23 protein-coding genes and 1 riboswitch are annotated in these 25,144 nt (G+C 50.7%); of the genes, 4 read left to right on the top strand and 19 right to left on the bottom strand.

All coding sequences use genetic code 11. From position 1 onward, the window contains the following. Positions 1 to 36: 36 nt before the first annotated feature. From ACWIUF_RS10290 to ACWIUF_RS10265, 6 genes are all read right to left on the bottom strand, one after another. A complete protein-coding gene (locus ACWIUF_RS10290; RefSeq protein WP_448572273.1) occupies positions 37 to 1,329 on the bottom strand; it encodes a Glu/Leu/Phe/Val family dehydrogenase in 1,293 nt (430 codons plus the stop codon). A gap of 272 nt (positions 1,330 to 1,601) precedes the next feature. Next, positions 1,602 to 3,194, bottom strand: coding sequence for a PAS domain-containing sensor histidine kinase (locus tag ACWIUF_RS10285; protein WP_448572272.1), 1,593 nt, complete (start codon positions 3,192 to 3,194; stop codon positions 1,602 to 1,604). A gap of 108 nt (positions 3,195 to 3,302) precedes the next feature. Then, the gene (locus tag ACWIUF_RS10280; protein ID WP_448572271.1) at positions 3,303 to 3,956 is read right to left on the bottom strand and encodes a hypothetical protein; all 654 of its coding nucleotides are present in this window, start codon (positions 3,954 to 3,956) and stop codon (positions 3,303 to 3,305) included. Between the two features lie 460 nt (positions 3,957 to 4,416). Beyond that, positions 4,417 to 5,289: a sulfite exporter TauE/SafE family protein gene (locus ACWIUF_RS10275; protein WP_448572270.1), complete on the bottom strand. Its 873-nt coding sequence runs from the start codon at positions 5,287 to 5,289 to the stop codon at positions 4,417 to 4,419. A gap of 60 nt (positions 5,290 to 5,349) precedes the next feature. After that, a complete protein-coding gene (locus ACWIUF_RS10270; RefSeq protein ID WP_448572269.1) occupies positions 5,350 to 6,051 on the bottom strand; it encodes an MBL fold metallo-hydrolase in 702 nt (233 codons plus the stop codon). Positions 6,052 to 6,399: 348 nt separating this feature from the next. Continuing rightward, entirely contained in the window at positions 6,400 to 7,563 is a 1,164-nt protein-coding gene (locus tag ACWIUF_RS10265) for a GuaB3 family IMP dehydrogenase-related protein (protein WP_448572268.1), read from the bottom strand. Positions 7,564 to 7,725: 162 nt separating this feature from the next. On the opposite strand from ACWIUF_RS10265, the gene pdxH reads away from it, so the two are divergent. Continuing rightward, a complete protein-coding gene (pdxH, locus tag ACWIUF_RS10260; protein WP_448572267.1) occupies positions 7,726 to 8,385 on the top strand; it encodes a pyridoxamine 5'-phosphate oxidase in 660 nt (219 codons plus the stop codon). A gap of 531 nt (positions 8,386 to 8,916) precedes the next feature. Here the strand turns inward: pdxH and ACWIUF_RS10255 are convergent. After that, entirely contained in the window at positions 8,917 to 10,167 is a 1,251-nt protein-coding gene (locus ACWIUF_RS10255; protein WP_448572266.1) for a methionine gamma-lyase family protein, read from the bottom strand. Positions 10,168 to 10,384: 217 nt separating this feature from the next. Between ACWIUF_RS10255 and ACWIUF_RS10250 the strand changes: the two genes are divergently transcribed. From ACWIUF_RS10250 to gatB, 3 genes are all read left to right on the top strand, one after another. Next, on the top strand, positions 10,385 to 11,218 hold the full coding sequence (locus tag ACWIUF_RS10250; protein WP_448572265.1) for an acyl-CoA desaturase: 834 nt from the start codon (positions 10,385 to 10,387) through the stop codon (positions 11,216 to 11,218). Between the two features lie 190 nt (positions 11,219 to 11,408). Continuing rightward, a riboswitch (Fluoride riboswitch) is annotated at positions 11,409 to 11,508 on the top strand. 98 nt (positions 11,509 to 11,606) lie between these two features. After that, positions 11,607 to 13,235, top strand: coding sequence for a cation:proton antiporter (locus tag ACWIUF_RS10245; protein WP_448572264.1), 1,629 nt, complete (start codon positions 11,607 to 11,609; stop codon positions 13,233 to 13,235). 323 nt (positions 13,236 to 13,558) lie between these two features. Beyond that, entirely contained in the window at positions 13,559 to 15,049 is a 1,491-nt protein-coding gene (gatB, locus tag ACWIUF_RS10240; RefSeq protein ID WP_448572263.1) for an Asp-tRNA(Asn)/Glu-tRNA(Gln) amidotransferase subunit GatB, read from the top strand. Here the strand turns inward: gatB and ACWIUF_RS10235 are convergent. From ACWIUF_RS10235 to cas10, 12 genes are all read right to left on the bottom strand, one after another. Then, positions 15,046 to 15,726, bottom strand: coding sequence for a hypothetical protein (locus ACWIUF_RS10235; RefSeq protein ID WP_448572262.1), 681 nt, complete (start codon positions 15,724 to 15,726; stop codon positions 15,046 to 15,048). The genes gatB and ACWIUF_RS10235 overlap by 4 nt on opposite strands. 30 nt (positions 15,727 to 15,756) lie before the next feature. Beyond that, complete coding sequence (locus ACWIUF_RS10230) at positions 15,757 to 16,242, bottom strand: ribonuclease toxin HepT-like protein (protein ID WP_448572261.1); 486 nt, start codon at positions 16,240 to 16,242, stop codon at positions 15,757 to 15,759. Beyond that, positions 16,239 to 16,601 (bottom strand): nucleotidyltransferase family protein, encoded by a 363-nt coding sequence (locus ACWIUF_RS10225; protein ID WP_448572260.1) that lies wholly within the window; start codon positions 16,599 to 16,601, stop codon positions 16,239 to 16,241. Before ACWIUF_RS10225 ends, ACWIUF_RS10230 begins: the two co-directional genes overlap by 4 nt. Positions 16,602 to 16,619: 18 nt before the next feature. After that, on the bottom strand, positions 16,620 to 17,714 hold the full coding sequence (locus ACWIUF_RS10220) for an RAMP superfamily CRISPR-associated protein (protein WP_448572259.1): 1,095 nt from the start codon (positions 17,712 to 17,714) through the stop codon (positions 16,620 to 16,622). A 65-nt stretch (positions 17,715 to 17,779) separates the two neighbouring features. Beyond that, positions 17,780 to 18,112 (bottom strand): hypothetical protein, encoded by a 333-nt coding sequence (locus ACWIUF_RS10215; RefSeq protein WP_448572258.1) that lies wholly within the window; start codon positions 18,110 to 18,112, stop codon positions 17,780 to 17,782. A gap of 116 nt (positions 18,113 to 18,228) precedes the next feature. Then, the gene (locus tag ACWIUF_RS10210) at positions 18,229 to 19,176 is read right to left on the bottom strand and encodes an RAMP superfamily CRISPR-associated protein (RefSeq protein ID WP_448572257.1); all 948 of its coding nucleotides are present in this window, start codon (positions 19,174 to 19,176) and stop codon (positions 18,229 to 18,231) included. Between the two features lie 19 nt (positions 19,177 to 19,195). Further along, positions 19,196 to 20,044: a type III CRISPR-associated RAMP protein Csx7 gene (gene csx7 / locus ACWIUF_RS10205; protein WP_448572256.1), complete on the bottom strand. Its 849-nt coding sequence runs from the start codon at positions 20,042 to 20,044 to the stop codon at positions 19,196 to 19,198. Between the two features lie 65 nt (positions 20,045 to 20,109). Beyond that, the gene (csx2, locus tag ACWIUF_RS10200) at positions 20,110 to 21,369 is read right to left on the bottom strand and encodes a TIGR02221 family CRISPR-associated protein (protein WP_448572255.1); all 1,260 of its coding nucleotides are present in this window, start codon (positions 21,367 to 21,369) and stop codon (positions 20,110 to 20,112) included. A gap of 26 nt (positions 21,370 to 21,395) precedes the next feature. Further along, positions 21,396 to 21,848 (bottom strand): hypothetical protein, encoded by a 453-nt coding sequence (locus tag ACWIUF_RS10195; protein ID WP_448572254.1) that lies wholly within the window; start codon positions 21,846 to 21,848, stop codon positions 21,396 to 21,398. Next, positions 21,845 to 23,080, bottom strand: a complete 1,236-nt coding sequence (gene csx10 / locus ACWIUF_RS10190; RefSeq protein ID WP_448572253.1) for a type III-D CRISPR-associated RAMP protein Csx10 — start codon at positions 23,078 to 23,080, stop codon at positions 21,845 to 21,847. Before csx10 ends, ACWIUF_RS10195 begins: the two co-directional genes overlap by 4 nt. Then, entirely contained in the window at positions 23,067 to 23,807 is a 741-nt protein-coding gene (locus tag ACWIUF_RS10185) for an RAMP superfamily CRISPR-associated protein (protein WP_448572252.1), read from the bottom strand. The genes csx10 and ACWIUF_RS10185 overlap by 14 nt, the downstream gene beginning before the upstream one ends. Beyond that, positions 23,804 to 25,009: a type III-B CRISPR-associated protein Cas10/Cmr2 gene (gene cas10, locus ACWIUF_RS10180; protein WP_448572295.1), complete on the bottom strand. Its 1,206-nt coding sequence runs from the start codon at positions 25,007 to 25,009 to the stop codon at positions 23,804 to 23,806. Before cas10 ends, ACWIUF_RS10185 begins: the two co-directional genes overlap by 4 nt. Positions 25,010 to 25,144: the final 135 nt, after the last annotated feature.

Below are 25,144 nucleotides of genomic sequence, written 5' to 3'. Positions count from 1 at the left end.
CCCAAACAGGAGGCCGATCCGTGATGCCCATTCACATCAGTGATGCCCATTCACGTAGTAGTCGCGCGTTCCCTTGGCGGATAGGGCTTCCGCTAGCCGATTGATCGCATGGATATAGGCCGCAGTCCGCATGGGGACAGCCAAGTCCTGCGCGATCGCCCAAATATGCTCGGCTTCCTCGACCATGCGCTGCCGTAGGCGTTGGTTAATCTCACCCAGCGACCAGTACAGCCCACTGCGGTTTTGTACCCACTCAAAGTAGCTCACCGTCACCCCCCCTGCATTAACCAAAATATCGGGGAAGACATAGCAGTCTTTTTGGTTCAGGACTGGGTCGGCTGCCGCTGAGACCGGGCCATTGGCAACCTCAAAAATAAACTTAGCCCGACAATTAGCCGCATTGTCAGCCGTAATTTGGTTTTCCAGCGCCGCTGGTACCAGAATATCCACATCAAGAGCCAGCAAATCTTGGTTGGTAATCACTTCGTGCTCGACGATATTACAGACCGTGCCTTCGCAGTAGACTGCCTTCACCGATCGCGTTGTGTCCTTAAAATGGCGCACACTGGGGATATCTAGACCCTGCGCGGCATAAATCCCCCCCTGGGAGTCACTCACTGCCACGACCCGATAGCCCGCCTGCCAGAGGAGTTGGGCCAATTCGGCTCCGGCATTGCCAAACCCCTGAATCGCCACGGTGGTTTCCTGGGGCCGCCGCCCAAATTTCGGCATCATGGCTTCAATCACAAAGAAAGCACCCGTAGCCGTGGCCGTATCCCGGCCCAAACTGCCCCCCATTGTCAACGGTTTGCCAGTGACCACCGCCGGGGAAATTTTGCGCTTGATCACGCTGTACTGATCCATCATCCAGCCCATGATCATCTGGTTGGTGTAGACATCGGGGGCCAGAATATCGACATCGGGGCCAATAAAGTCAGCGATTTCTTCGATATAACCGCGACTCAGGCGTTCCAACTCAAACTTAGAGAGTTCCTTGGGATTGAGGGCTACCCCCCCCTTCGCACCGCCAAAGGGCAAATTCAGCGCCGCGCACTTGAAGGTCATCCAAAAAGCCAGGGATTGCACCTCGTCCATTGAGACACTGGGGTGGAAGCGCACGCCCCCCTTACCCGGTCCCCGCGTGTCGTCGTAGCGGACTCGATAGCCCTGGAAAACCCGTAGGGAGCCATCGTCCATACGCACTGGGATCGAAACTTGCAAACTGGCCTTTGGATACTTGAGGTGCTCGATCGCATCTTCGGAAATCTGAACGTATTTGAGGGCTTGGGCAAAACGTTGGCTGGCATCGGCAAACAGTGAGTCTGACATGATTCCCTATCCTCCCTAAACCGGAATTATTCGGTTCGTGATTGGCTGGCATGGTTACTGGCATGGTCCTATCCCCAGGATGCCCTAAACCGCGATCGCAGGAACGGTAGCGATTGATACTTTTTTTCAATGGCGATCGGCAATTTTTGCTGCTTCTAGTTATACGCAGCGGCATGGTCAAGTGGGGTGAGGATGGGGACCGCACCAACGCCGTATCGAGAGGAGGGCGTCGGAGCTGCCTGAATAGGGTTTCCCTAGGGGATGAGGTGTGTTTAGCTCAGCATCGTTTGGCTGGTGGGGATCTGAATGACAAACTCGGTTCCTTGACCAAGGGTAGAAAAACAGTAGAGTTTACCCCGATGTTTTCCCGTAATAATTTGATAACTGATCGACATCCCCATCCCCGTACCTTGTCCTACGGGTTTAGTGGTGAAAAAGGGATCAAAGAGGTGGGCCTGTACCGTTTCATCCATGCCGATCCCGTTATCCGCGATCGCGATCTCAACCCACTCAGGCGCGATCGCAGCGGTGCGGATACTGATCTGGGGGGCATCTGATGCCTCAAAATCCTGATCTTCCAGCGCATCGATCGCATTGACCAAAATATTCATAAAAACCTGATTTAATTGGCTAGGATAGCACTCAATCAGCGGTAAATCGCCATAGTTGCGATTGATAATAATCTCTGGAAAGTTTGGCCTTGGTTTGATACGGTGTTTTAACAGCAATAGGGTACTTTCAAGCCCCTCATGAATATCAACACTTTTGCTTTTCGATTCATCTAGGCGGGAAAAATTACGCAGGGAAAGCACGATCTTACGAATGCGATCGGTCCCTATTTGCATCGACTCGATAATTTTCGGTAAATCATCCAGTAAATAGGGCAGATCAATCGCTTCGGCCTCAGCCTGCATCACAGGATTAGGATGGGGATCTTGCGCTTGCCAGCGATAGATAAAGTTAATCAGGGCTTCCGTATGATCTTGTAAGTAGATCAGATTGCCATGAATAAAATTCACCGGATTATTAATCTCATGGGCGACACCAGCGACCAGTTCCCCCAAGCTCGACATTTTCTCCTTTTGAACCAATTGCGCCTGCATGGTTTGCAGGTTATCAAAGGCAGCTTGAAGTTGCTGAGTTTGCTCCCGGAAGCAGGTTTCTGATTGACGCAGTGCAATCTCGGTTTGTTTGAGATTGGTAATGTTATGAAAAACAGCAATGCCCCCTTGGATCTCGCCTTCCGGACTATAGAACGATCGTGTGGTTAAACTAAACCAATAGCCAGTAGCCATTGGGTTCTCTAGGGCCTGTTCGGTTGGGCTTGGGTCCGCGAGGGGTTGGCTGGCTGCGGGATGGGGAGAGCGCACAAAAATCTCGTAGGGCGCTTGCTCTGCCGCCGGCGCTTCGCCTTGGATCGCCTTGCGCAAAGGGAAATGCTCTAATGGATAGGGCGTTACTTGATCGGGTAGATAGACGGCCCAATTCTGCGCCCAACAGTCGAGAGATAAACAGGTAGGGCTGATACCGAGTAGGCGTTCCGCAGGCGGATTGGTAAACAGGAAGTTTCCTTGGTGATCCACGACCACTACCGCATCGCCCACACTATTCAGCATCGATCGCAGGGTCGCTAGGGCGGATTCCGCATGGCTCAGACGTTGGGTATGGTGATGGAGATCGGCCAGGGTCTGCTCCAATCGTGTCGATTTTTCGACGGTTTCTTGTTCATAAACCTCTAGTAATTGCTCCAACGCTGCTACCTGCGCCCGCAGGTGCTCCACTTCGCTGCGGGATGGGGCGGCTGGGTTAGTCGTGGCTACAATCTTAGAAAAACTCACCGTCATTTTCTTTCCGTCCTGACTCATGCGATCAACTTGCAATAAACTATCCAGCTTTGGGATAACGCAACGAGGGGCTATGACTCTGAAACTCAATATTCATCCCGATCCTGCGCTCTTCCCTCCCCATTCCCCTCAAGTCCCTCCCGGTGCGAAAATTGTTCCCTGATCAAAGGGAAGGACGGCGATCTTGGCATTGAGCGCTAGGGGTTTAAATAGTTCAGCCGTCTCCCGTTGAATTGGTAGCTTAGAGAACAAAATAATGATCATTAGGTTTCCCGAGGGTAAAATACCACCAAATCCCAACACAGATCGAATCTGGAACGGCTGAACAAATTCCGTTTGAGCAGGAATATAAGGGCTACCCTGGGCATTGGCAATATGAAAAACGTTATAGGTGCGTTCCTCTAAACCCATCAACAGATCAGAATTGGGTGCAATGACATCCCCGATCGTTAATCCCAGTTGTTTGATCAGTTGAGCGATCATTGGGATTTGGGCGACTATTTGTTCACTCAGCAGGGGAATTACTTGGTGTCCCACTGACGTTGTGCGATCATGCCATTCTGGTCGATCGCCCACGGTTGCCATTAGCGTCAAACACTTCAGTTCAGGGGAATGGGAACGATCGCCTAGCGCCTGATCGGCTATCTGCTGGAGGGCATGGGGTAGTTCTCCATAGGCATGGGTCTTGAAAAAACGCACTAACGCCAAGGCGGATTCGCCCGTTTGGGGATCTCGAAACTGGTGGTAAAAATAACTGACCAGATTGTTCGCAACCTCCTCCATGCTACTTGCCCCCACGCCCAGTTTGCGCAGCTTTGCCCCACACTCGGTCATGTCTCGTAATGTAAAACCGGTCAAGCTATACATAAACTTTGGCGATCGTTTGGCGATCGTGGTTAAAATTGCCGACCACGCGATCGGCTGAATTGGTCTTATTGGCCCGTATGTCTTAATTTGCCAAAACGAATACCTACCCACCCAACTGTATGGGGTATCGTTCGGCGGACACAGCCTAACATCTACTATCCTTCTAACGACCATCCCGGATTAAATCTGAGATAAATCGTTCAACACATCAGCAACACTGCGTAGATCTACCCTGAGCCATGACAGTATTTGCGTGTTCCCACGGGTTGCCTTAACTGCCAAACCTGCCAAACCTGAAACCTCAGCACCCTGGCGACAGGGGCCAAATTAATCTGATTGATTCTACTGAACCTCTCTGGCTAATTTTGTGTCATATTTAACGCAATTTCAGGTTTTTTTGGGCAAGGACAGGGATGGAATGGGGCTGCTCGCTCGATCGCGGGCGCAGCGCTTCCCGATTTTGTACCAGGATAAAGGCTGCCATTGCGAGCAAGAAGTAACCAAACCCCTTTTGCAAGTGCTGCGGTTTGACCCGACCGGACAACTGGCCGCCGATCAGCGTACCCGCGCCCGCCGCGATCGTAAACGACAGGATTAGCCCCCAATCCAGGGGCACCTGGCCCACATAGCCCAGAAAACCGGCCACGGAGTTCAGCGCAATGATCAGCAGCGAGGTGCCGATCGCCTCCCGCATGGGGGTATTCCCCAACAGGACTAGGGCCGGCACGATCGCAAAGCCACCGCCCACCCCCACGAGTCCCGTCAGTACCCCAACCCCCAACCCTTCCGTGAGCATCCAAAGCCAGCAGTATTTACAGACTGGCTGCGGGTAGAGGCTGAGATCACCCCCTGGTATGGCCGTTGGGGGAACTGGCCCAGCTTTAGCCGTTTTGCGAATCATGAACACGGCTGCCAGCCCCATCATCACGGCAAAGAGCAGCATTTGGAAGGTCTCAGTTACCCAGGGAAGTAGGGCAAGGCGGGCACCGAGGAAGGCCCCCAACATCGTTGCTGACCCGAAGAGAAGGGCTTTTTTGACATTGACCTGGCCCCGTTGCGCATGGGGGATCAGGGCCAGGAGGCTTACGCTACCGACAATAACTAGGGTCATGGCGATCGCCGATTTGGGGGGGACGCCCATGACATAGACCAGAATCGGCAGAGCCAGAACCGAACCCCCCCCCCCAATCAGGCCCAAGCTCAGGCCAATCCCTGCGGCTAACAGGTGCCCAACGATCCAGATCAGCATAATAGTTGTTTGCGATAGCTTTTGCTCATCATGCCTGAGTTTCCTAAGCCCCTCAACTGCCTAGCTGACCAGGGTTGGCACATTCCCACACTGCTCATTGGCTGGAACGGCTTCCATAATTTTCTTGGGATCGGGCAAATCCAAGCTGTCCATGAGTTGGACGAAGCTGGCGCGATCGCGGCCTGTTAAGCGAGGGTTCCATTGCTTCTCTTCGCCGATCGTTGAGACGGTATGGCCCCGGTAGTCATGACCGGGGTAGACAAGGGTGGCATCAGGCAGGGTGAAGAGACGCTGGGTGATGGAGTCGTAGAGGGTACCGGCATCACCACTTTGGAAATCCGTGCGACCGCAACCGCGAATGAAGAGGGCATCGCCCGTGAGCAGGTGGGTGTTATTAACTAAATAGGCCATGTGGCTGTCGGTATGGCCAGGGGTGGCGATCGCGGCAATGTTAACTTGACCTATCTGCAGGACTTCCCCATCGGCGATCAGGCGATCGGCGCACTGGGCCTGGGCATTGTGGGGCACAATCCCTTGGCACTCGGTGACGGTACGGAGTTTAGCCGTGCCGGTAATGTGGTCAGCATGGATATGGGTTTCTAGGCAGTAACGCAGGATTAGCCCCAATTCCTTAAGGAGTTTGAGGTCGCGATCGACCTGTTCAAGCACGGGATCGACGAGGAGAGCTTCGTGGGTGTTGGGGTCGGCGATTAGGTAGGTGTAGGTATAGGTTTCGTAGTCAAAAAGTTGGCGGAATAGCATAGGGGGTTACCGGAGATAGGGTTCGTAAGGTAGTTCGTCGTCAAAAAGTTGGCGTCATCGTGTACAGAATTACCGGAGGTAGGCCAGTCAATGGGGAATCGCTGCAACCAGCTCAACTCACTTAGCTGGAATTGGGCTTTTGACGGTTGCACGCACCCCCACCGTGCCGGAAGCGCCGATCCTAGGAGCATCTCAGTTGCCCTGAGTGATCCTCAAAAATGTCCTGAGTCATCCAAAAATTGAGGATGGCCGAGGCTAAAAGATGGGGACAGCCGTCCTGGCTATCCCACAAGCGGTTGGCGATCCGGGGCTGTGTCCGTGGGGGGGACCGGCGATCGCCACGATCGTCTACTTGCCCATCCCCAACTGTTGGGCCTTTTGGTACACCTTCCCTTCCGTCAACAAGGATGGGGCAATCACCACCTCCACCTGCTGCATTTCCTTGAGATCCTTCGCCCCCAAGGTGCCCATGCTGGTTTTGAGTGCACCTAGCAAATTATGGGTGCCATCATCCAACTGGGCAGGGCCGCGTAGGATGTGCTCCAGGGTGCCCGTCGTCCCCACTCGAATCCGGGTCCCCCGCGGTAAGACCGGACTGGGCGTTGCCATCCCCCAGTGGTACCCACGACCAGGGGCTTCGGCAGCCCGCGCTAAGGGAGAACCAATCATTACCCCATCGGCCCCACAGGCAATACATTTGCAAATGTCGCCGCCGGTAATGAGTCCACCGTCACCAATGATGGGGACATAGGTGCCCGTCTCGCGGTAGAAATCATCACGGGCTGCGGCACAATCCGCGATCGCGGTCACCTGGGGCACGCCAATGCCTAAGACCCCCCGGGACGTACAAGCGGCACCGGGGCCAATCCCCACGAGGACCGCTGCGGCACCCGCCCGCATAAGTTGGGCCGCCACGTCATAGGTGACGCAGTTGCCCAGGACAACGGGCATGGGCATCTCACGGCAAAAAGTTGTAAGGTCCAATGGCTGGACCGACGCCAGTGCCAAATGGGCGGTGGAGACAACCGTCGCCTGCACAAAGACCAGATCCGGCTGTGCTGCCGCGATCGTTTCGCCATACAGGGCTGCGCCCACGGGGGTAATGCTGACAGCGGCAATGCCCCCCTGCCCCTTAATTTCGCTAATGCGGCGCTGGATCAATGCTGGTTTAATTGGCTCCGCATAGAGTGACTGCATCAGGGGCACAAAGGCTGTCTTGTCAACGGTGGCAATCTTGTCGAGGATGGGGTGCGGGTCTTCGTAACGGGTTTGGATACCCTCCAGGTTTAAGACCCCCAACGCCCCCAATTGCGACAGGCGAACCGCCATTGCCACATCCACCACCCCATCCATCGCACTGGCAATGATGGGAATTTCACGTTCGATCTCGCCAATGCGCCAAGTCGTATCAGCCAGACTGGGATCTAAGGTCCGTTGTCCTGGCACCAGTGCAACTTCATCAATGCCATAGGCTCGGCGGGCAATCTTACCCCGCCCAATTTGAATCTCCACGTCTTAACCCTTGCCCAATCAACTACAGGAACGCTTCTTGACGCTAGTTGCCACCAGTAATGGTTTTGCAACTGCCTGGTTTAGCCACTCGCAACTTTTGTACAATTTGTACAATTATTTAGGCTAGACTAACAGACTTACGCACCCTCTGGACGACGGATTGTGTTGACCGCACAGGAGATTGCCCAACTTCGGCAGGAGTATAGCCAAGCGGTGCTTCGGGAAGCCGATATGGCGGCTGACCCCATGCAGCAATTTGCCCGGTGGTTTAAGCAGGCGGTGGCGGCTGAAGTACCCCAGCCGAATGCAATGACGTTGGCTACGGTGGGGCCGACGGGGTTACCCTCTGCCCGCATTGTCCTGCTCAATGGCGTGGATGCGACGGGTTTCCTCTTCTATACCCATTACCACAGCCGCAAGGGCCAAGAGTTGGCGGCCAACCCCCACGCGGCCCTCGTTTTCCTCTGGCATGAATTGGAACGCCAAGTCCGCATTGAAGGGACTGTGGAACAGTTGCCAGCGGCAGTCTCCGACACCTACTTTCAAACCCGCCCTCGCGGGAGCCAACTAGGGGCTTGGGCTTCTCCCCAAAGCCAGGTGATTGCCGATCGCACGGAGCTAGAAGCCCGGTTGCAGGTAGTCAGCCAGCAATATGGCGATCGCCCAGTCCCTCGTCCCCCAGACTGGGGCGGCTATCGGGTGTGCCCCCAAACGATCGAGTTTTGGCAGGGGCGTCCCAATCGGTTGCACGATCGCCTCCGCTATCGTCAACAGGGGACGAGGATTTCCCCCGATTGGCACCTCGAACGTCTGGCTCCCTAGGGGGTTTCCAGGACACTCCCCTCAAAGCGAGGATAGGGCTTCAAGCCGCCGCATCAGCCCCGCATCAATTTGGCCCCTTTCAAGCAGCAATCAATCCCGTTGCGTGCGAGGCAAGTCCCCCATCAGTTTGCCGGCCCAAAGCCGGCGATTGAGCCGAGATTTTGTATGATGTGTTACAAATCTTATTTGTCCGTTGTCAAAGCTTTGGGGAAGATAAAAAAATAAATTAAAAAAAATAACCCTTTACATTCCGTGGTATTTAGCCATGAAAATTCAAGTGGGAGAATTTTTGATATCAAACGCGGGGGACTACTATCGGGTTGTTGAATGCCAATCGGGTGTGGTTTCCTTGATGCGGGTGAATGGTTATACCTTGTTTTCCTGTAGCCAGTCCTTTGTTGAGACGGCGTTCCGACCGGTTTCTTTAGCGATTGGTCCGTGTTCGAGGGCGGCTTGATAGCGGGATGTGAAGCGTGGGGCCAAGCGTCAGGGTGGCACCCCAATCCTAATGACGATGCCATTTGACCGGATTTAAGACGGCGCATCTTCATCAACAGCACTGACAGCTCGAACCGCTGCTTCCAGGGCGATCGCGACATGGGTCCAGTGAGTTCCCCCTTGACAAAAGGCGACATAGGGTTCCCGGAGGGGGCCATCGGCGGAGAATTCAGCTGTACTACCATCGATAAAGGTTCCCCCCGCCATCACTAACTGGTTCGCGTAACCGGGCATGGGGGCGGGGACAGGATCAAGGTAGGAGCCAACGGGCGAATGTTGTTGGATCGCCCGACAGAAGGCCATCAGTTTGGCCGGTGAACCCAGTTGAATCGCCTGAATCACATCCCGGCGGGGTTCAAACGGACGGGGCTGCACTGGATAGCCCAGCTTTTCAAACCCATAGGCCAACAAGTGGGTTCCCTTCACGGCTTCCCCCACCATCTGGGGCGCGAGGAAGAGGCCCTGGAACAGGAGGCGACTTTGATCGAGGGTCGCCCCGCCACTGCTGCCGATCCCCGGAGCCGTTAATCGACAGGTGGCGGCTTCGACTAAATCAGCACGTCCGGCCACATAGCCACCGGTGGGGACGATTGTTCCCCCTGGATTTTTGATCAGGGACCCGGCGATCAGATCCGCCCCAACGTGGGGGGGTTCCTGGTCCGCAATAAATTCGCCGTAGCAGTTATCGACAAAGCAAATTGTCTGGGGGTTTTGCCGCTTAACCTGTTCGACGATTTGGCCAATCTCGGCGATCGTCAAACTGGGTCGCCAACTGTAGCCACAGGATCGCTGCACTAGGACCATGCGGGTTTGGGGCCGGATAGCTGTGGCTAGGGCGGCCCAATCGATCGCGCCGTCAGGGGTCAAGTCCAACTGTCGATAGGTGATGCCAAATTCAGCCAGTGATCCCTGGCCTGTCCCCCGGAGGCCAATGACCTCCTCCAGGGTATCGTAGGGGGCACCGGCCACCGCCAGCAGTTCATCCCCCGGACGCAGGTTACCAAAGAGGGCACAGGCGATCGCGTGGGTGCCGGAGACAAACTGAAGCCGGACCGCTGCCGCCTCCGCGCCCATAATTTCCGCAAAGACCTGATCCAGGGTTTGGCGCCCCAGATCGTCATGGCCATAGCCGGAGACCCCGGCAAAATGATGGACGCCAATCTGGTGCTGTCGGAAGGCCGTGAGGACCCGTTGGAGGTTGACCTTCACCTGGGCGTCGATCGCGGCAAATTGGGAGAGAAGTTGCTGTTCAGCGTCTTGCAGCAGCGAGATTGTCCACGTCATGGGCATCACATCAAGAAGAATTACGCTGGAGAAAAGTCTAAGGGCAGGGAAAAGTGGGGAAAAAGTCTAAAGATTGACCAAAATCTGAGTTTGGGGTATACGGTAACAAGCTAGACTGAGATAATGTACCTACAGGGATCTGCACACAACCACCTAGGAGGCCATTCTAGCGGGCAGTTGTTTTGCCAGTTCCCGGTTCCCGATTTGAGAGTATTGAATGACTACAGCGACAGTAAACAAACCTGAACTGGATTGGCCCGTTGTAATTTACCTGATCATTATCCATACAGGGGCACTCTTCGTCCTACTGCCCAGCAATTTTACCTGGTGGGGTGTGGGCGTGGCGTTGTTCCTCCACTGGGTAACGGGTGGCCTAGGCATTACCCTAGGCTTTCATCGCTTGATCACCCACCGTAGTTTCCAGACTCCCAAATGGCTGGAATATTTTTTCGCCTTTTGTGGGGCGCTATCCTGCCAGGGTGGCGTGATTGATTGGGTAGGTTTACACCGCCAACATCACCAGTTTTCCGATCAGCCGCTTGATCCCCACGATTCCAATCGCGGTTTTTGGTGGAGCCATATTGGCTGGATGTGTTTTAAGAATCCTGATCCGGAAGGCATTCGTCGCTATACCCGTGATCTCAATGATGATCCTGTTTATGAATTCTTCGATCGCTACTTCATCCCAATGCAAGTTGTTTTAGGATTAGTCCTTTTCCTGCTGGGCGGCTGGCCGCTGGTGGTATGGGGTGTCTTTTTCCGGTTGGTATTTGTTTTTCACTGCACCTGGTTGGTCAATAGTGCGACCCATTTGTTTGGCTATAAATCCCACGCAAGTGGCGATCGCTCTACCAATTGCTGGTGGGTTGCCTTGCTGACCTATGGTGAAGGTTGGCACAATAACCACCATGCCTATCAGTACTCAGCTCGTCATGGCTTGGCTTGGTGGGAGGTGGATATGACCTGGATGACGATCCAACTGCTCCAGTTTTTGGGATTAGCCACCAAGGTCCGCTTGCCCAACTTTGCGACCTCGGAAGCAGAAGCCTAGGCGAGGCAGGGGCAGGGGTAAACCTCTGCGTGGGGGGATTTTCCGATTGCCCCGTCAGCCCTAAGCAGCCTTAGCGGTGCTATAGCAATAGAGAAGCCCTTCCATTCGGCTTCTTTTTTTTGGCTTAGATCGCCATCGTTAAGAGCTTGCAGGGCGAGTGCTTTCTGATCGGGCGATAGAATGCTATAAGAAAGGGGATGGCGATGGAGCTCGCCGAAACCGCCTGACACGGCTTTATCTATTCGCTTTATCTATTCACTGTGTATGAGGCTGATGGCTCCTACTGTTCCGACTTGTAGCGGAGGAGTAGGGAGTGCCGCGATCGGCTCTCACTCAACTGGCCGCGACAAGTCACGTGCACTAACCGACCCAAGGGCAACGTGGCGAGATGTTAGAGAGTGTTATTGGGATTTTGTTAATGGGCTTTTTCGTCGGGCAAATCGCGCGACGACTCAAGGCCCCTGCCTTAGTGGGCATGGTGTTGGTGGGCCTTGTCTTAGGTCCCCCGATCAGTAATGTGATCAGCCCAGGGGTGTTGGCAGCGGCGGATTCCCTCCGCACGATCGCGGTGATGGTGATTTTGATGAAGGCGGGGCTAGGGCTGGATCGGGAAAAGCTGGCCCAGCAAGGGACGGTGGCGCTACGGTTAGGCTTTTTACCGGCGACCGGTGAAGCGATCGCAGTGGCACTGGCTGCCATGTGGCTGTTCCAATTTGACTGGGCCACGGGGCTGCTGTTGGGGTGCATCCTGGGTGCCGAATCCCCCGCCGTAATTGTGCCAGGGATGTTGCGCTTAAAGAGCCTGGGATGGGGGGTCAACAAGGGAATTCCCGATGCCATCTTAACCGGCAGTGCCCTATCGGATGTATTGCTCCTGCTGGTTTTTAGTTTATTACTCGCCTTTTTGTCGCAAACCACCACGACGGGGCTAATCTTGCCAGGGGGGGTAACCCTGAGTCCTGTACAACTGCTGCCAGTGCAAATTCTTTTGCAAATTGGGTTGGGGGTTGGGTTGGGTTGGTTGACGGCGCACCTGTTGGTCTCGCTGCTAGCAAAACAGAACTGGACCCAAAATGCGGTGCAGGATGGCCTCGTTACCGCCAGCTTTGCCCTGTTGCTAGTCGTCTTAGCGGCGGATTTTCCTGTGTTTTCTGGCTATTTGGCCGTGATGGCAACGGGGTTTTTCCTCATTGAGTTGGATGCCCCCCTCGCCAGACGACTACGTGGTGGTTTCGACGGCTTGTGGGTGATTGCAGAGATCATCCTCTTTGTACTGTTGGGAGCCAGTATCCAACTCCATATCCTGGGGGAGAGTCTCTGGAAAGGGTTACTCCTTCTGGCGATCGGGACCCTAATTGGCCGTTCCCTCGGCTGGTATCTCTCGACTTTAGGGAGTAACTGGACCTGGAAAGAGCGGCTATTTCTGCTGCCGGGAAACTCTGCCAAAGCGACGGTACAGGCGGCGATCGGGGCCATTCCCTTAGCGCAAGGCATAGAGGGCGGTGAGACGATGTTGGCCCTAGCTGCCCTATCCATCCTGGTGACTGCGCCGCTGGGGGCGTGGGCCATTCCTACCTTTGCCCCGAAACTGCTGGAGCGCGGGGAGGTTGACCCGACCAAGGTGTCTGTTGCGCAGCAGATTGTCTTACTGGCTGCCGTCGATACTTCGCCCCTGGCCAAACAGGTCTTAACCAAAGTGGCCGAACTGGCGCGGCGCAGTGATGCTGAGGTGATTGTGCTGCATGTCATGTGCCGGGATGATCCCCCAGGGGTGGAGCGACTCCACCGCTATGCCAAACACCGTTTGGCCGACATTCGGTATCAGATGGTCACAGTCAACGGTTCGGTTCCCGAAGCAATTGTTCGTGCGGCGCAAGATTACGGGGTAACGGAGATTATTATGGGTAAGCGCGGTCATCGTCCTCTGGATGAGGTATTGGTGGGGTCAGTTTCTCAAGCCGTCTTAGAAACTAGCACACTGCCCGTGGTGGTGGTGGAAGCGACCAATGCATTTTAGGGGAGCGATTAATCATGCTCAAACAACCTGTAGTCTGAACCTGCGGAGACGCTACGCGAACGAAAAACAGGTGTGGGGTAGGCATCTTGTCTGCTCCTGGGACAGCCGAGACGGCCATTCCATGCTCAATTGGTAATTGACTGAGCCGCTTCCTGATCCTTGATCGGCCCTACGTCCTAGTAGGTGGAGCCGCGCTAGAGTGACGCTAAAATGGAACTCAGCTTAAAAGAAAAAGGCTAGGCAAAGGCTTGCGGTGTTTGTCAAGCTCCTAGTTTGGAGCCTAGACTTTTTCTTTCTGTTTGCCCTCTTCTACGGTTGACCCTATGACCTCTGCTGCGCCTGCCAAAACCCAGTATGAAGCTGTGATCGGGCTGGAAACCCACTGTCAACTGAATACGGGAACGAAGATCTTTTCGACCAGTTCCACCGAGTTTGGGGCACCACCGAATACCCACATTGACCCCGTGTGCATGGGGTTGCCGGGAACGTTGCCGGTGTTGAACCAGAAGGTACTGGAGTATGCAGTGAAGGCGGGGTTGGCGTTGAACTGCCGGATCGCACCCTACAGTAAGTTCGATCGCAAGCAGTATTTCTATCCCGATTTGCCCAAGAATTACCAGATCTCCCAGTACGACTTGCCGATCGCGGAGCACGGATGGTTAGAGATTGAACTACCGGATGCGTCGGGGGCACCTATGCGGAAGCGCATTGGCATTCATCGCCTGCACATGGAGGAGGATGCGGGCAAGTTGGTCCATGCGGGGAGCGATCGCTTGGCGGGGTCGGCCTATTCGCTGGTGGATTTCAACCGGGCGGGGATTCCGTTGGTGGAAATTGTCTCGGAGGCGGATTTGCGATCGGGGCAGGAGGCGGCGGAGTATGCCCAGGAGTTGCGGCGGATTGTGCGTTACCTGGGGATTAGCGATGGCAATATGCAGGAGGGGTCGCTGCGTTGTGATGTGAATATTTCGGTGCGTCCGGTGGGTCAGGCGGAATTTGGCACGAAGGTGGAAATCAAGAATATGAATTCCTTCAGTGCGATCCAACGGGCGATCGAGTATGAGATTGAGCGCCAGATTGAAGCGTTGGAAAATGGCGAGGCGATCGTTCAGGAGACGCGGCTGTGGGAGGAGAATACCCAGCGGACGATCAGTATGCGCAGTAAGGAGGGGTCGAGCGATTATCGCTATTTCCCGGAACCGGATCTGATGCCGATCGTGGTATCGGCGGAGCAACAGGCGGTGTGGCGATCGGAGTTGCCGGAGTTGCCCGCCCAGAAGCGCCGCCGCTATGAAGAGGAGTTGGGGCTGTCGGCCTATGATGCGCGGGTGCTGACGGACGATCGCGCCATTGCGGAATACTTCGAGGCGACGATCGCTGCCGGGGCCGATGCGAAGCAGGCAGCAAACTGGATCATGGGGGATATTTCGGCCTATTTGAATAAGGCAAACCAGAAGATTACGGAGATTGCTCTGACACCGACGGTGTTGGCGGAGTTGATTACGCTGATTGAGCAGGGCACGATTAGCGGCAAGATTGCCAAGGAGATTCTGCCGGAGTTGCTGGAGTCGGGCGGATCGGTGCAGGCATTAGTCGAGCAGAAGGGGTTAACGCAGATTTCCGATGCGGGGGCGATCGCGGCGGCGATCGATGCGGTGTTGGCGGCGAATCCGAAGGAGTTGGAACAGTATCGGAACGGTAAGACGAAGCTCCAGGGCTTTTTTGTCGGTCAGGTGATGAAGCAGACGGGGGGACGGGCAGACCCGAAGTTGACGAATCAATTGCTCATGCAAAAGCTGAAGGGTGAAGCTTAGTCAACACACTTGACTTTCTTGATGCGACCATCATCTCGTATATCTAGAATCTCAACGGTCACCGTTTGGCCAACCGATAACTGACTGGCTTTCCTTGGTTCCTTGGGTGAAAGTTTTATGGTGTCACAGATGAGATAAGTAACCTCATTCCCTTGAATCCTGGTGACGATCGCGTCTACTCGCTGCCCCACTTGGAAATGATGAGCTTGTGCAGCAGTCTGAATCGCTAATTGTCGTTCAGATGCTTGCGATCGGTCATCTTTTTGAGTCGTATCCAACGGAGCAGTCTCTTCCAATATGCCACCGTTTTTATAGTAGAACATGAGGCGAGCCACCCAACTGAGGATATGGAGTAAAACAGCAGGTTGACTTTGATAGCCTTTTAAGTGACTACTACAGGCTTCCTCTAAATTGCGATAGTAGTCTTGAGTTTGGTTACTGTGTCCAATGCTTTTTCCTTGGTTCACCAGCGTTTTCAGATAACTAAAAAATTTTGTCCCTGCCTCGATTGAGCTTTGATCAATAGCATAACGTAGGTAGGCAATGCTCTTCCTTACCTCGTTCACATCGGTCTCTTTGCTCACTAAGGATTGGGCGATCTTATGAGCAACCTGCCACTGTTCTTCAGTCATCTCATCAATTGCTGTCGTTACCGTAGAAGCTGTTAGTTGGGTCATGTCATTAACCTAATAATAATTTTTAAGTTTTTATTCAGGAATTCTTGTGTCAATTTCCATGAGAAACTGACAGAAACTTTCCATATCATGACTAAGTTCTTCGTAGCATTGAGACAACTCTTCAACTAAAGTTCTCACTCTTTCTGGTTGCAGTTCAAAACCATAGCGATGAATGACGATATGGCGAAAGCCTCTATATTGGTTTAGCTGTCTCAAGGTACTACTGGTAATTACTGCCGGACGAATGTTAGGAATATCCAAAGCCATCTGTTCTAATAGTTCTTGATGAGAACTAGCACCTGTTGGCAGGGATTCATCCACTTGTTTGGCAATTTGCTCAAAAGCTTGCTCTACGCCCATATAGAAATTTTGCAAGCTTAAGGCTGCGGCTTGTAAATAGTCCAGATCTCCAGTATTTTCGGCTTTATTAGCCTGGGAGATCGCTGTCCGAGTAGCCGTTTCAATTTTGGCTAGCTCTTGTCTGAGTCTAGCAACCAAAACAGTATATTTACTCATAGCTCTTGACCTTGCTGGACAGCCGCTAGTATTTCTGGGCTTGCCCGCTGGGCCTCGACTAGATCCACCGAAAAACGACTCAGGGAGATTAATTTCCCTACGGCATCGTAGTAATCTGCCTCTGGTAATCCCCAGACCGCTAGATCGATATCGGAAGCTTCGTGAAAAGTCTCGTCTAGTAAGGAGCCAAACACGACTACACGTTCAGCGCCAAACTCGGTTTTGAGAATATGGGCTGCTTGTTGAGCAATGGCTAGGGCTTGTTGACGCTGCTGCTCTAGGGTGGCTAAACGCCGTTGCTGTCGGGTTTTCGCCGTCCTGATGTAGGTTTGCATGGAGTTGCTGGGAATCTGGTTCATGGTTGAGGGTTGCTCAGTTTAGTACATTCCCTGGGGTGCCGTGCGATCAGTGGGAAACCGCAGCACTTCGGCAAGCTGCTGAAGTTGTGGGGCTTGAATTAGTTCACGATGGGCTGTTTGTATCGCCTGATCCATAAATGTCTGGAGAGGTTGACCTGTCAGAGTCGTGTCGTTTGCAACGGTGTAGGCACGATAGCGATCGCGTAAGTTTGGGATAATCCCACTGCCTCTACTCCCAGGTCTAGGACGGGTCCAGATTTCTATCTCTGATATATCAACAGTTAAACTGCCCATTCCAATTGGTTTACCAGTGCCAACCTTTAGTGCAAATTGATGATTCTGGTCTTTGCCTAAAGCTATCAATAGCCCTCCTAATTGATCTTCTGTCAGATTAGTAAACCGTAAGTTTCCTTCAAAACGGGACTCAGATACTGCGAGTTGTGTTTTAATTCCCCTTTCCCCTTCATGCACTGAATCAGAGAAATGATAATAAAATTTGCGTCCGCCCACCAACTTTTCTTTGACATTAGAGTAATACTCTGGTTTTTCAAGATGTGGTTGATATAAAGAAGGAACAAACTTAGTCGTTGCTTCTTGAATGCATACTGCATCAGAGAAAGAGACAAGGCCCTGGCAGTTGATTGCACCAAAAACCTGACAGGCAGGACAAACTGTGACTTGTCTCTCAGAAATATCATCCTTTCGAGGAGAACACTCTTTATATCCTTGTGGAACATTGATGTCCACTTTTGTCTTTCCATTAAGCTTATAACTCTTGGATACTTTACAAATACAACTCCTAGTAATTGCTTCGTATATAGAACGCACTGCTCCCTTTAATGAACTACCTGGAATGATCAATTTCCCCGCTTGAGAAAGAGCAGTCTTAACCAGTGAATCCTTTGGAAGCCGAGAAGAAATATCACTACCCAGCACAGTGATGCCTGATAAAACTGTGGTAGCTGTATGAACATGTAGTCGCAAAGAAATCTTGCCGGTATAGTGATCTGCTTTATAACAAGCGAGACCCGGTGGTCTACCTTTCGCTAAAGGCAATAGCTTCCCGGAAGTATCTTGAGGAAATGGAATTAGATGATAAGGTTTTTGGGACATGGTATTTTCGGAGCGTTCATTAGAGCGGTGAGGTTGTTGGGGACGGTTGGGACGGCGGGGGTTAGTCATGGCTGGTTGGTAAGAGTGAGAGCAACGAAATGAACTGTGGCGGTACGACGATCGCGGAAATAACGCTGATGAATATAGTTAGGATTTACATCCCGTGCGAAGTAAAACCCTTTGGGGTATTGGGTCTCTTTAGAATCATGACAATGGGCCAGTCGATCGCTGGTTTCCCAGTCACCAGGTAAGGGCGTAAATCCATCAACTGCGGCTGCGGAATTGCTCAGAAGCAGGACAGAATAGCCTTGACCTTGACATTTCCAGCGCAGTTCCATCTCGGCATTAAAAACCTGCCCCTCAGGGCTGGGAAAATCCTCCGGTAGGTCAGCTATCATACCGCTCACTCGATGTGCCCAGCGTAAAAAATAGTAACTGGGTATTTGCGCCACGCACTGATGGATAAGATCCCGTAGCGTCTCCCCAGAGTCTACCTGTCGATATCCTACAAAACTCATAGACGCTGCTCCAATACCTGACGCCAAGATTTGACCGATCGTTCAAATAAATCGTGTACAGTTCCTGCTGACCAAACCAGTTGCACACCAAAACCTAGGTCCATTAGGTGAGCGCGTACTGGTGTTTCTTGGTGATCAGGATTTGGGAATCCATAACGTTGGTATTCATCTTGATCCAGGAACTCGCCTGCACCTAGTAGGAAGGTATCACCCCACTCTTTGGAGCGGTCCAGAGTGACAATCTGCCGCCTGTCTTGATCTAGACAACATCCAGGATATTGGACAATGGCTTGTTCTAAGTTAACAGCCACAATCCCCATCCCCCGCGATTTAGCAAAGCCTAGTCCAAACCAACCCTCATTAAGATCACGCAGAACAAGGCCAAGTAAGCCTAACTGGGCAAGGGTAAAGTTTTTAAGATGAATCTTTGTTTTGAATTCCCCTGCTGTGCAAACTTGATAGTTAAAAGGTCCCACAGCTACAGAACCAAAGACACGATCGATGGCAACTCCGTTACGCTCTTCCAGTTTAATTGTCTGAGGATCGACAGGATAAGCATCTTCAATCCTAAGCCGGCTAGCTATTTCCGTACTACCAAATAGTTGATCGGTAAAGCAGGAAAGTTGATAAACCTCTGGGGCGAGTTTCTTTTGTAGATACTCACGTCCATCATTGAGCGGATCATTGGCCCATAGACGATTACCACTGGCAGGATGAGAGTCACTCCCCACCGTCCTCACGATACGCTCAGCATGGGCACGGATGGCTCCTTTGAGGGAACTGCCTGGCAGGTAGATCGATTTAGTACCCTGATAGTAGGTTTCAACAAACTCCATTTCGGGTTTCGTTGGATCGGCTCCGGCTTTGCCCGCCTTAATCAAGATCGGCCCCTGAGGTGTCAGGGTTAACGTAATAGTGCAGTGGTTGACAAGTCGTTTATGCATAGTTAGTTAATCATGAGTGTTAAGCGATCGAGCCAGCAACATATTGATTCAAATGGGTGATCAGTGATTGAGTCCACTCCTGTCGATCAGCGGCAAAGGTCTCTGGGCTTAATCGATAAGCCTCTTTATTGTTATTAACTAAATCTTGGAGATAGGTAATTAAAGCTTGGGGGTTATTGCGGCAATCAACCCACCACACGTGATCAATGCTTAGCTCAACCACACCGAGGCCCCGCGATCGCCCACCGCCTAGGGGAATCATCTGTTGTTCAAATTGGTGCAGGCCAATCATTAACAACCCCAGTTCCCAATCCTCGGCATTTTCAACGATAGCCTGGAAAGCAAAGGGCGTTCCCGCAGGCACCACTTGAAAGTCATAAAGTTTACCATCTGACGCTGTCTCCGTGTCCCGATCAATAGCAACCCCATCCCGTTCTTCATATTGGTCAAACCAATCATCAGGTTTTACGGTTAAGTCTCGGATTTGTAGTTTGCCTGCTAGCCACGGTGCACCAAAGAGATAGGAAATTCTATCTGTACGAGTAAATTGGAGAATCTGGTTTGTTAGCGTCGCATCGTCTCCATATCTCTGTTTGAGCGTTTTAATCTCATTTTGGCGACGGGGAGAAGTGAGTTCACTGGGATCATCAGCTAGTGAATCATGAATGCCACGCAGGAAACTTTCCAGGCGCGATCGCATGGCTCCCTTGAAGCTAGATCCCGGAATTAAGGGTTGACCCAAGCTGTCTTTTAGAACAGGTAGATCACAGCCAATTGGCTCTGTCGATCGCCCTGCACCAATCCTGAGAGCAGTTACTGTCATCAGTGTCCCGGCCAACTCCAATCGATTTTTGAAGGTGTCAAACATAAGTCAATTTGTAAATTTTCACGAACTTAGAAAATACTGAGAAAGAAGTTGCATTTTATATCTTTCTAATTCGGCATACTAAAAGTTCCTGTCAAAAAAATCTTTTCGGCATCCTGGATATATGCTTGAGCCTGATTAATCGCACTTTGATAACTAGGTAATTGTTTATCAATTCGAGCATGGGCGATAGCTGTTCTAATGGGATTAACCTTGAAGAACAAGCGAGCCAAGTCAGTATTTTGACGTTCTCCATGTAAAGCCTCTTTCATTCGATCTCGATAGTCCTTAACTGTACTATCCTTATTTTCTAGCTCACAAGCATAGGTAATCAATGCTTCAGCTAGAGTAATATATCCAGTTGCATAGCGCCTGTTTTCAAAATACCATTTAGCAACCTGAAGCTGTAGTTTCGAGCTAGGAATATTACCACCAAAAAAATTTCTTGTAAATCTATCAATCTCAGGCTTTAGGTAGCTGAGAGGAGTTGGTAGATTTTGATTTAGTCCACTCCTAAGATCAGTAGCTTTTTGGCTAATATTAGAAAGATAATTAATATTAACTACGTCAGAAAAGTCTTCGATACGTCTTGCAAGATCAGGCAATTCTCGATCTCGGAGTAAATTAGCAATTAGATAACCATTGCCGAATTGATTAAGATTGTATATCCCTTTGATCCATTGAGCCATATCAAATAATGGCATCAAATTGATAATAGGAGTTTTTCCGTCAAATTCTGATGAAACATCTAGCATCCCATAATATACACCTGAAATCTTAATTTGCTTCTCTGGAAAGAGATCATAAATCAATAAAACGCTTAGAAATTGAAATATCGAAAGAGAACGAAAAGAGTGTGTAATATCGAGATACACTTCATCACCTTCCTGTAGCTCCTGGATAGCCTCAACAATCTTCTCTAAATTTAACCAGATTTCATCTTCAGTCAAACCGTATCTAATAAGTAAACACTTAGATCTATTACCTAAAACAGCTTCTACACTTGATAGATCAATCTCTTCAAGTGAACTTTTATGGTCAAGTTGATCGATTTTTTTGGCTAGATCAAACCAATAATCTTGATCAAAAGACAGTAATTTTTCTTCACAAAAAAATCTGTAAACCTCTTCCCACATTGACTTTACTGTTCCAATAAATATAATACTGTCAATCTGCAAATGCTTGTAAAGCACTGATGCAACAAAACGACTCTCTGGATAATATTGATCTTCAAATACATACTGTGCAGGGCGATATTCTCTCTCGCTTTGAGAGGTTCCCTTAAAGCGACCGCCCACTCCTAAAGGAGAAATGAGTATCTTAGCCATAATAACTATATTCCTGAGATATACAACTATTTACTGGGATTCAGATACTTAAGATAACGAGAACCGTAGCCAAGATAACGTCGGATGAGTTCGATCCAAATGACTTTCTGGGAAGCGTTATTTTGTGTGGAAATTTCCTCTGCGGCTTTTTTAAGATTGCCATCAATATCACTGACGATCCGTTGTGCCAAAGAATTCTTCCCTCGCCCCCACTTGTCATCTCTCCCTACCTGATAACGCAAAAAGTTTTTAATCACCTCTGGACTATCACTAGCATTAGCAACACGAACTAAATTGCGGAACTGAGACTCTTCCAGCTTTTGAGTACTTTCCTTAGTTTTTCCCTTAGCTTCGGATGACTCCCCCGTAGCTTTTGCATAGCTCGCATTATCCAAGGCATCTTGAATCCAGATGACTAAATCATCCTCAACCGCACGAATTGCCTTCTGAACTTTTAAAGCAATCTTAGCATTCATCATACAGCATTCTCCCTTAATATTAAGTGAAACTCATCGCAAATTCTTACCTGTCCAAAGCCTTCAGAAGTGCGTTCACCAACGCCTAATAGTTCTAGATGCTCTAAAGCAGAAAACCACATTTCAGGGTTAGTAGTACTGTAAAGATAAGTACCTCCTTTATTCGTGATCAACTCAATATCCTTCATCAGCCCCCAAGCTGCATTCCAGCCACCACGATAGTCATAACTACTGTAGGCAACCTCTAAGTGCAAAGAATCGTCAGCTATATGGGCAACCTGTTGCAACAGCTCAGGGGAAATCACTGTTGTCCGTTGCCAGTTATCTACCAAGATCGCATCTGCTTGGAGGTTAAGCGTGAAAAAAGTACGATCGATGGCCAATTGATCGCGGGCTGGGCCAAAAATTCCCCACTGTTGCCAACGCTGCTGCAATGCTTGATTAAAGGCTTCGACGCGCGATCTCACATTAGGCGTTTTGATGACTGGCACTGACGCTAGAATCTCAACAGCACCTAAACCGCGTGACTTGGAACCACCTATCCGAAACTGGGAAGCCCGATCGTTAATATACTGCTGCAACTGCTGAGCTAACCCTTCATTGGGTACCAAAATTACCGAGTGGTAGCAGACAGGCTCATCTCGTTTCGATTCATTCAGCACCTGGGTACTGTACAGAATTTCTTCTTCTGCGGTAGCCCGTCGCCGGTTAATCCCAACCCGTGTGAGTAAGCGTTTGTTAATCTTGGGCGTATAGTAGTTTTTGCCTAGACAACAATAAAGTCCACTGAAAGCTTCCGTGCGATCGCCGTTTGGTGTGCAGGGATCGTAGAGATGCCCACAGACTTGGGCACAGTAGCGATCGATCAGGGTATCAAATACCCCCTCAGCGTCAGAGCTAGTTTTAAAGCCTGGATTAGCTTTAGAACTTAAAGCCGTTGCGGGTAAATACCTCACCTCTAACCCACGGGACACAGGTTTATCAGGAATATTGGCAGGGTAGGCATTACGGAAAATAGCCGGACAATCACCCAAAAACAAAGCTGAAAAATCACCACCATTCGTTGTTAGGTTTTCTGAAGTTCGGCCTGCTTCCCGTAGAATTTGTCCCGCGATCGCGCCCCGTAGGACACTCCCCGGAATATAGTCTTCCGTTTCGCTGATCGAACCACCCGGCTTCCAGCGATTAATGGCTAAAGGTGCTAGGGCCTTGATCTGCAAATCAATTTGATACATTAGACATCCCTCGCGCCAAAAAATCCCATACCTCTGCTCTAACCTCATCAATATCAGGTAACTCCCAGTGGAGCCACCCTAATCCCGCCGACTTGCTACCTCCTAGGGCATGAATGTGCTGAAAAGCAGCCCAAATTAGCGCTTTTGCATAATCCGGGCGATCGGGGGTAAGACTGGGTAGAAGGTAACATTTCCCCTGAAACCGCAGTTGGGCATTTACTGGCGACGTTTCCAAGAAGTACAACTTTTTCTCCTCCGCTGTACCCCGACGGCGATTAATGCTAACACCAGGCCGCATTACCTCTGGTAAACTCCCTGAATCTTCAGTACAGACCCAATCATCCAAGATAATCCGTGACGGTAAAATCGGATCACCAAAAATTTGACTAATCAAACAGTGGTAGGAGTTGGGATAACCAGGAACTTCATACTCTGGTCGCACAAACTCTGGCGGCACGGCATACTGTCGCCACAATCGCATTTGCCCAGCCACAGGGGTCTCACAGATGGGCCAACCTAGACCTCGCGCTAGTTTTTCACACTCATGGCGTAACCGTCCTTTAACCTGAGAAGCTGGAATTATTAAATTCCCTTCAGCATTTCGCACAATGGGTTTATCTGCTAGAGAACCGGACGATCCTCCCGCACCGACACACAGGGCCGTATCCACAACCGCTGTAATGCTAAATGACTCAATTCCACTGGTAAGGTCTGCTAGTTGAATCATGAGGCTCCCTCCACCATCGTTCCAGCTAAACCTGGAGTGGGATTGTTCACCTCATCTACCGGAATGAATTCATACAGATCAACGATATCTCGCCAGATTGTTTCGTAAATTGTCCCATCCCCAGTTGCCCCATCTACATCCAGTATTGACATCCAGGGTGCAAGGTTCCCATTATTGGTCTTTGCCTTACACCAAGGCTCCTCAAATTTCTGTTGAAGCAGACGTTGACTCGCTTCCGACATCCGAACGCGAAAATAACGATAGTTGAGGATAGCTGTTTGTTTACTTTGGGCCAGTAGGCTACGCATTTGGTAAAGCTGAGATTTAGGAAATTGGGCTTGTTTTAATGCTTTGATAGTTTCGAGCAAGCCACCGATCTCATATAAAGTATAAGGAGCCGCATACTGTTTCAGAACTTGATTCCGCTCTGGCAGCCTCTTAGTTAACCCAGATTGACGGAAAGCCTCAATTTTATCACTCAACATCGTAATTGATTTAAGGGTTAGGAAGTCAATCGTACCACCAAGATATCCTCTACTTCGTAAATCCTTAGCACGTTTCTTCGCTGATTTCAGTAGTTGTGAAACCAGATCTTCTGCATAGTAGATGGGGGTGTCTTCTGCTGTAATCAAGACTCCAGTTGATAAGCTAAGTTGGCATTGATAATCGCGATCGCTGAGATTTTGCCTGAGATCGGAGGCAGTATAGCGATGGATCTGGTTGGGGGTGTAGCTCCGACTTGCACGATATACATACTGACCATCATCTAAATTAATGTTTTGAAGATAAGCTTCAAATTCTTCACCTATCGTCTTAGCGATACTCAATGCCTGATCTGCTGGTACAATCAATAGTACATCATCACCACCTATCGCGACAATTTCAATCGGATGGACCCACTCGCCATTGCGATGCTGGTTATCAGCATCAGTTAATCCCTGAAGCTGACGAGGATGTAAATGCTGAGCGATCGCACGGTAAACGGATTCCTGGACCGCCTTAAACACATCCTCACTGAATTTTTGATAGCCTTGGGGTGTGGTAATAGAGCGCTGAATATAGCCACCCATATTGTTACCATCTGCATAAATATAGGCGACAAAACCTTTAGCTTTATCTTGACTGAGATTACCAATTTCCCTGAGTGTTCGAGCCTCAGTAACCGCAGTTTGATGACGGTAATAGTTCTCCTTGAGATGCAGAAGTGTTGAAAGTTAGGTTAAGCGATGGAAAAAAGGGACAGAATGCAGTATTCTGTCCTCTAACAAATAAAAAATGATGTTCTATGATAGCCTCATTCCCGAAGCTTGTCAAATTGATCTTGAAGCAGCTTTGTC

The sequence above is a fragment of the Trichothermofontia sp. genome (genome assembly GCF_053493415.1).
The sequence above is the reverse complement of the archived record's forward strand: the minus strand, read 5'-3'. Positions and strand labels throughout refer to the sequence as shown.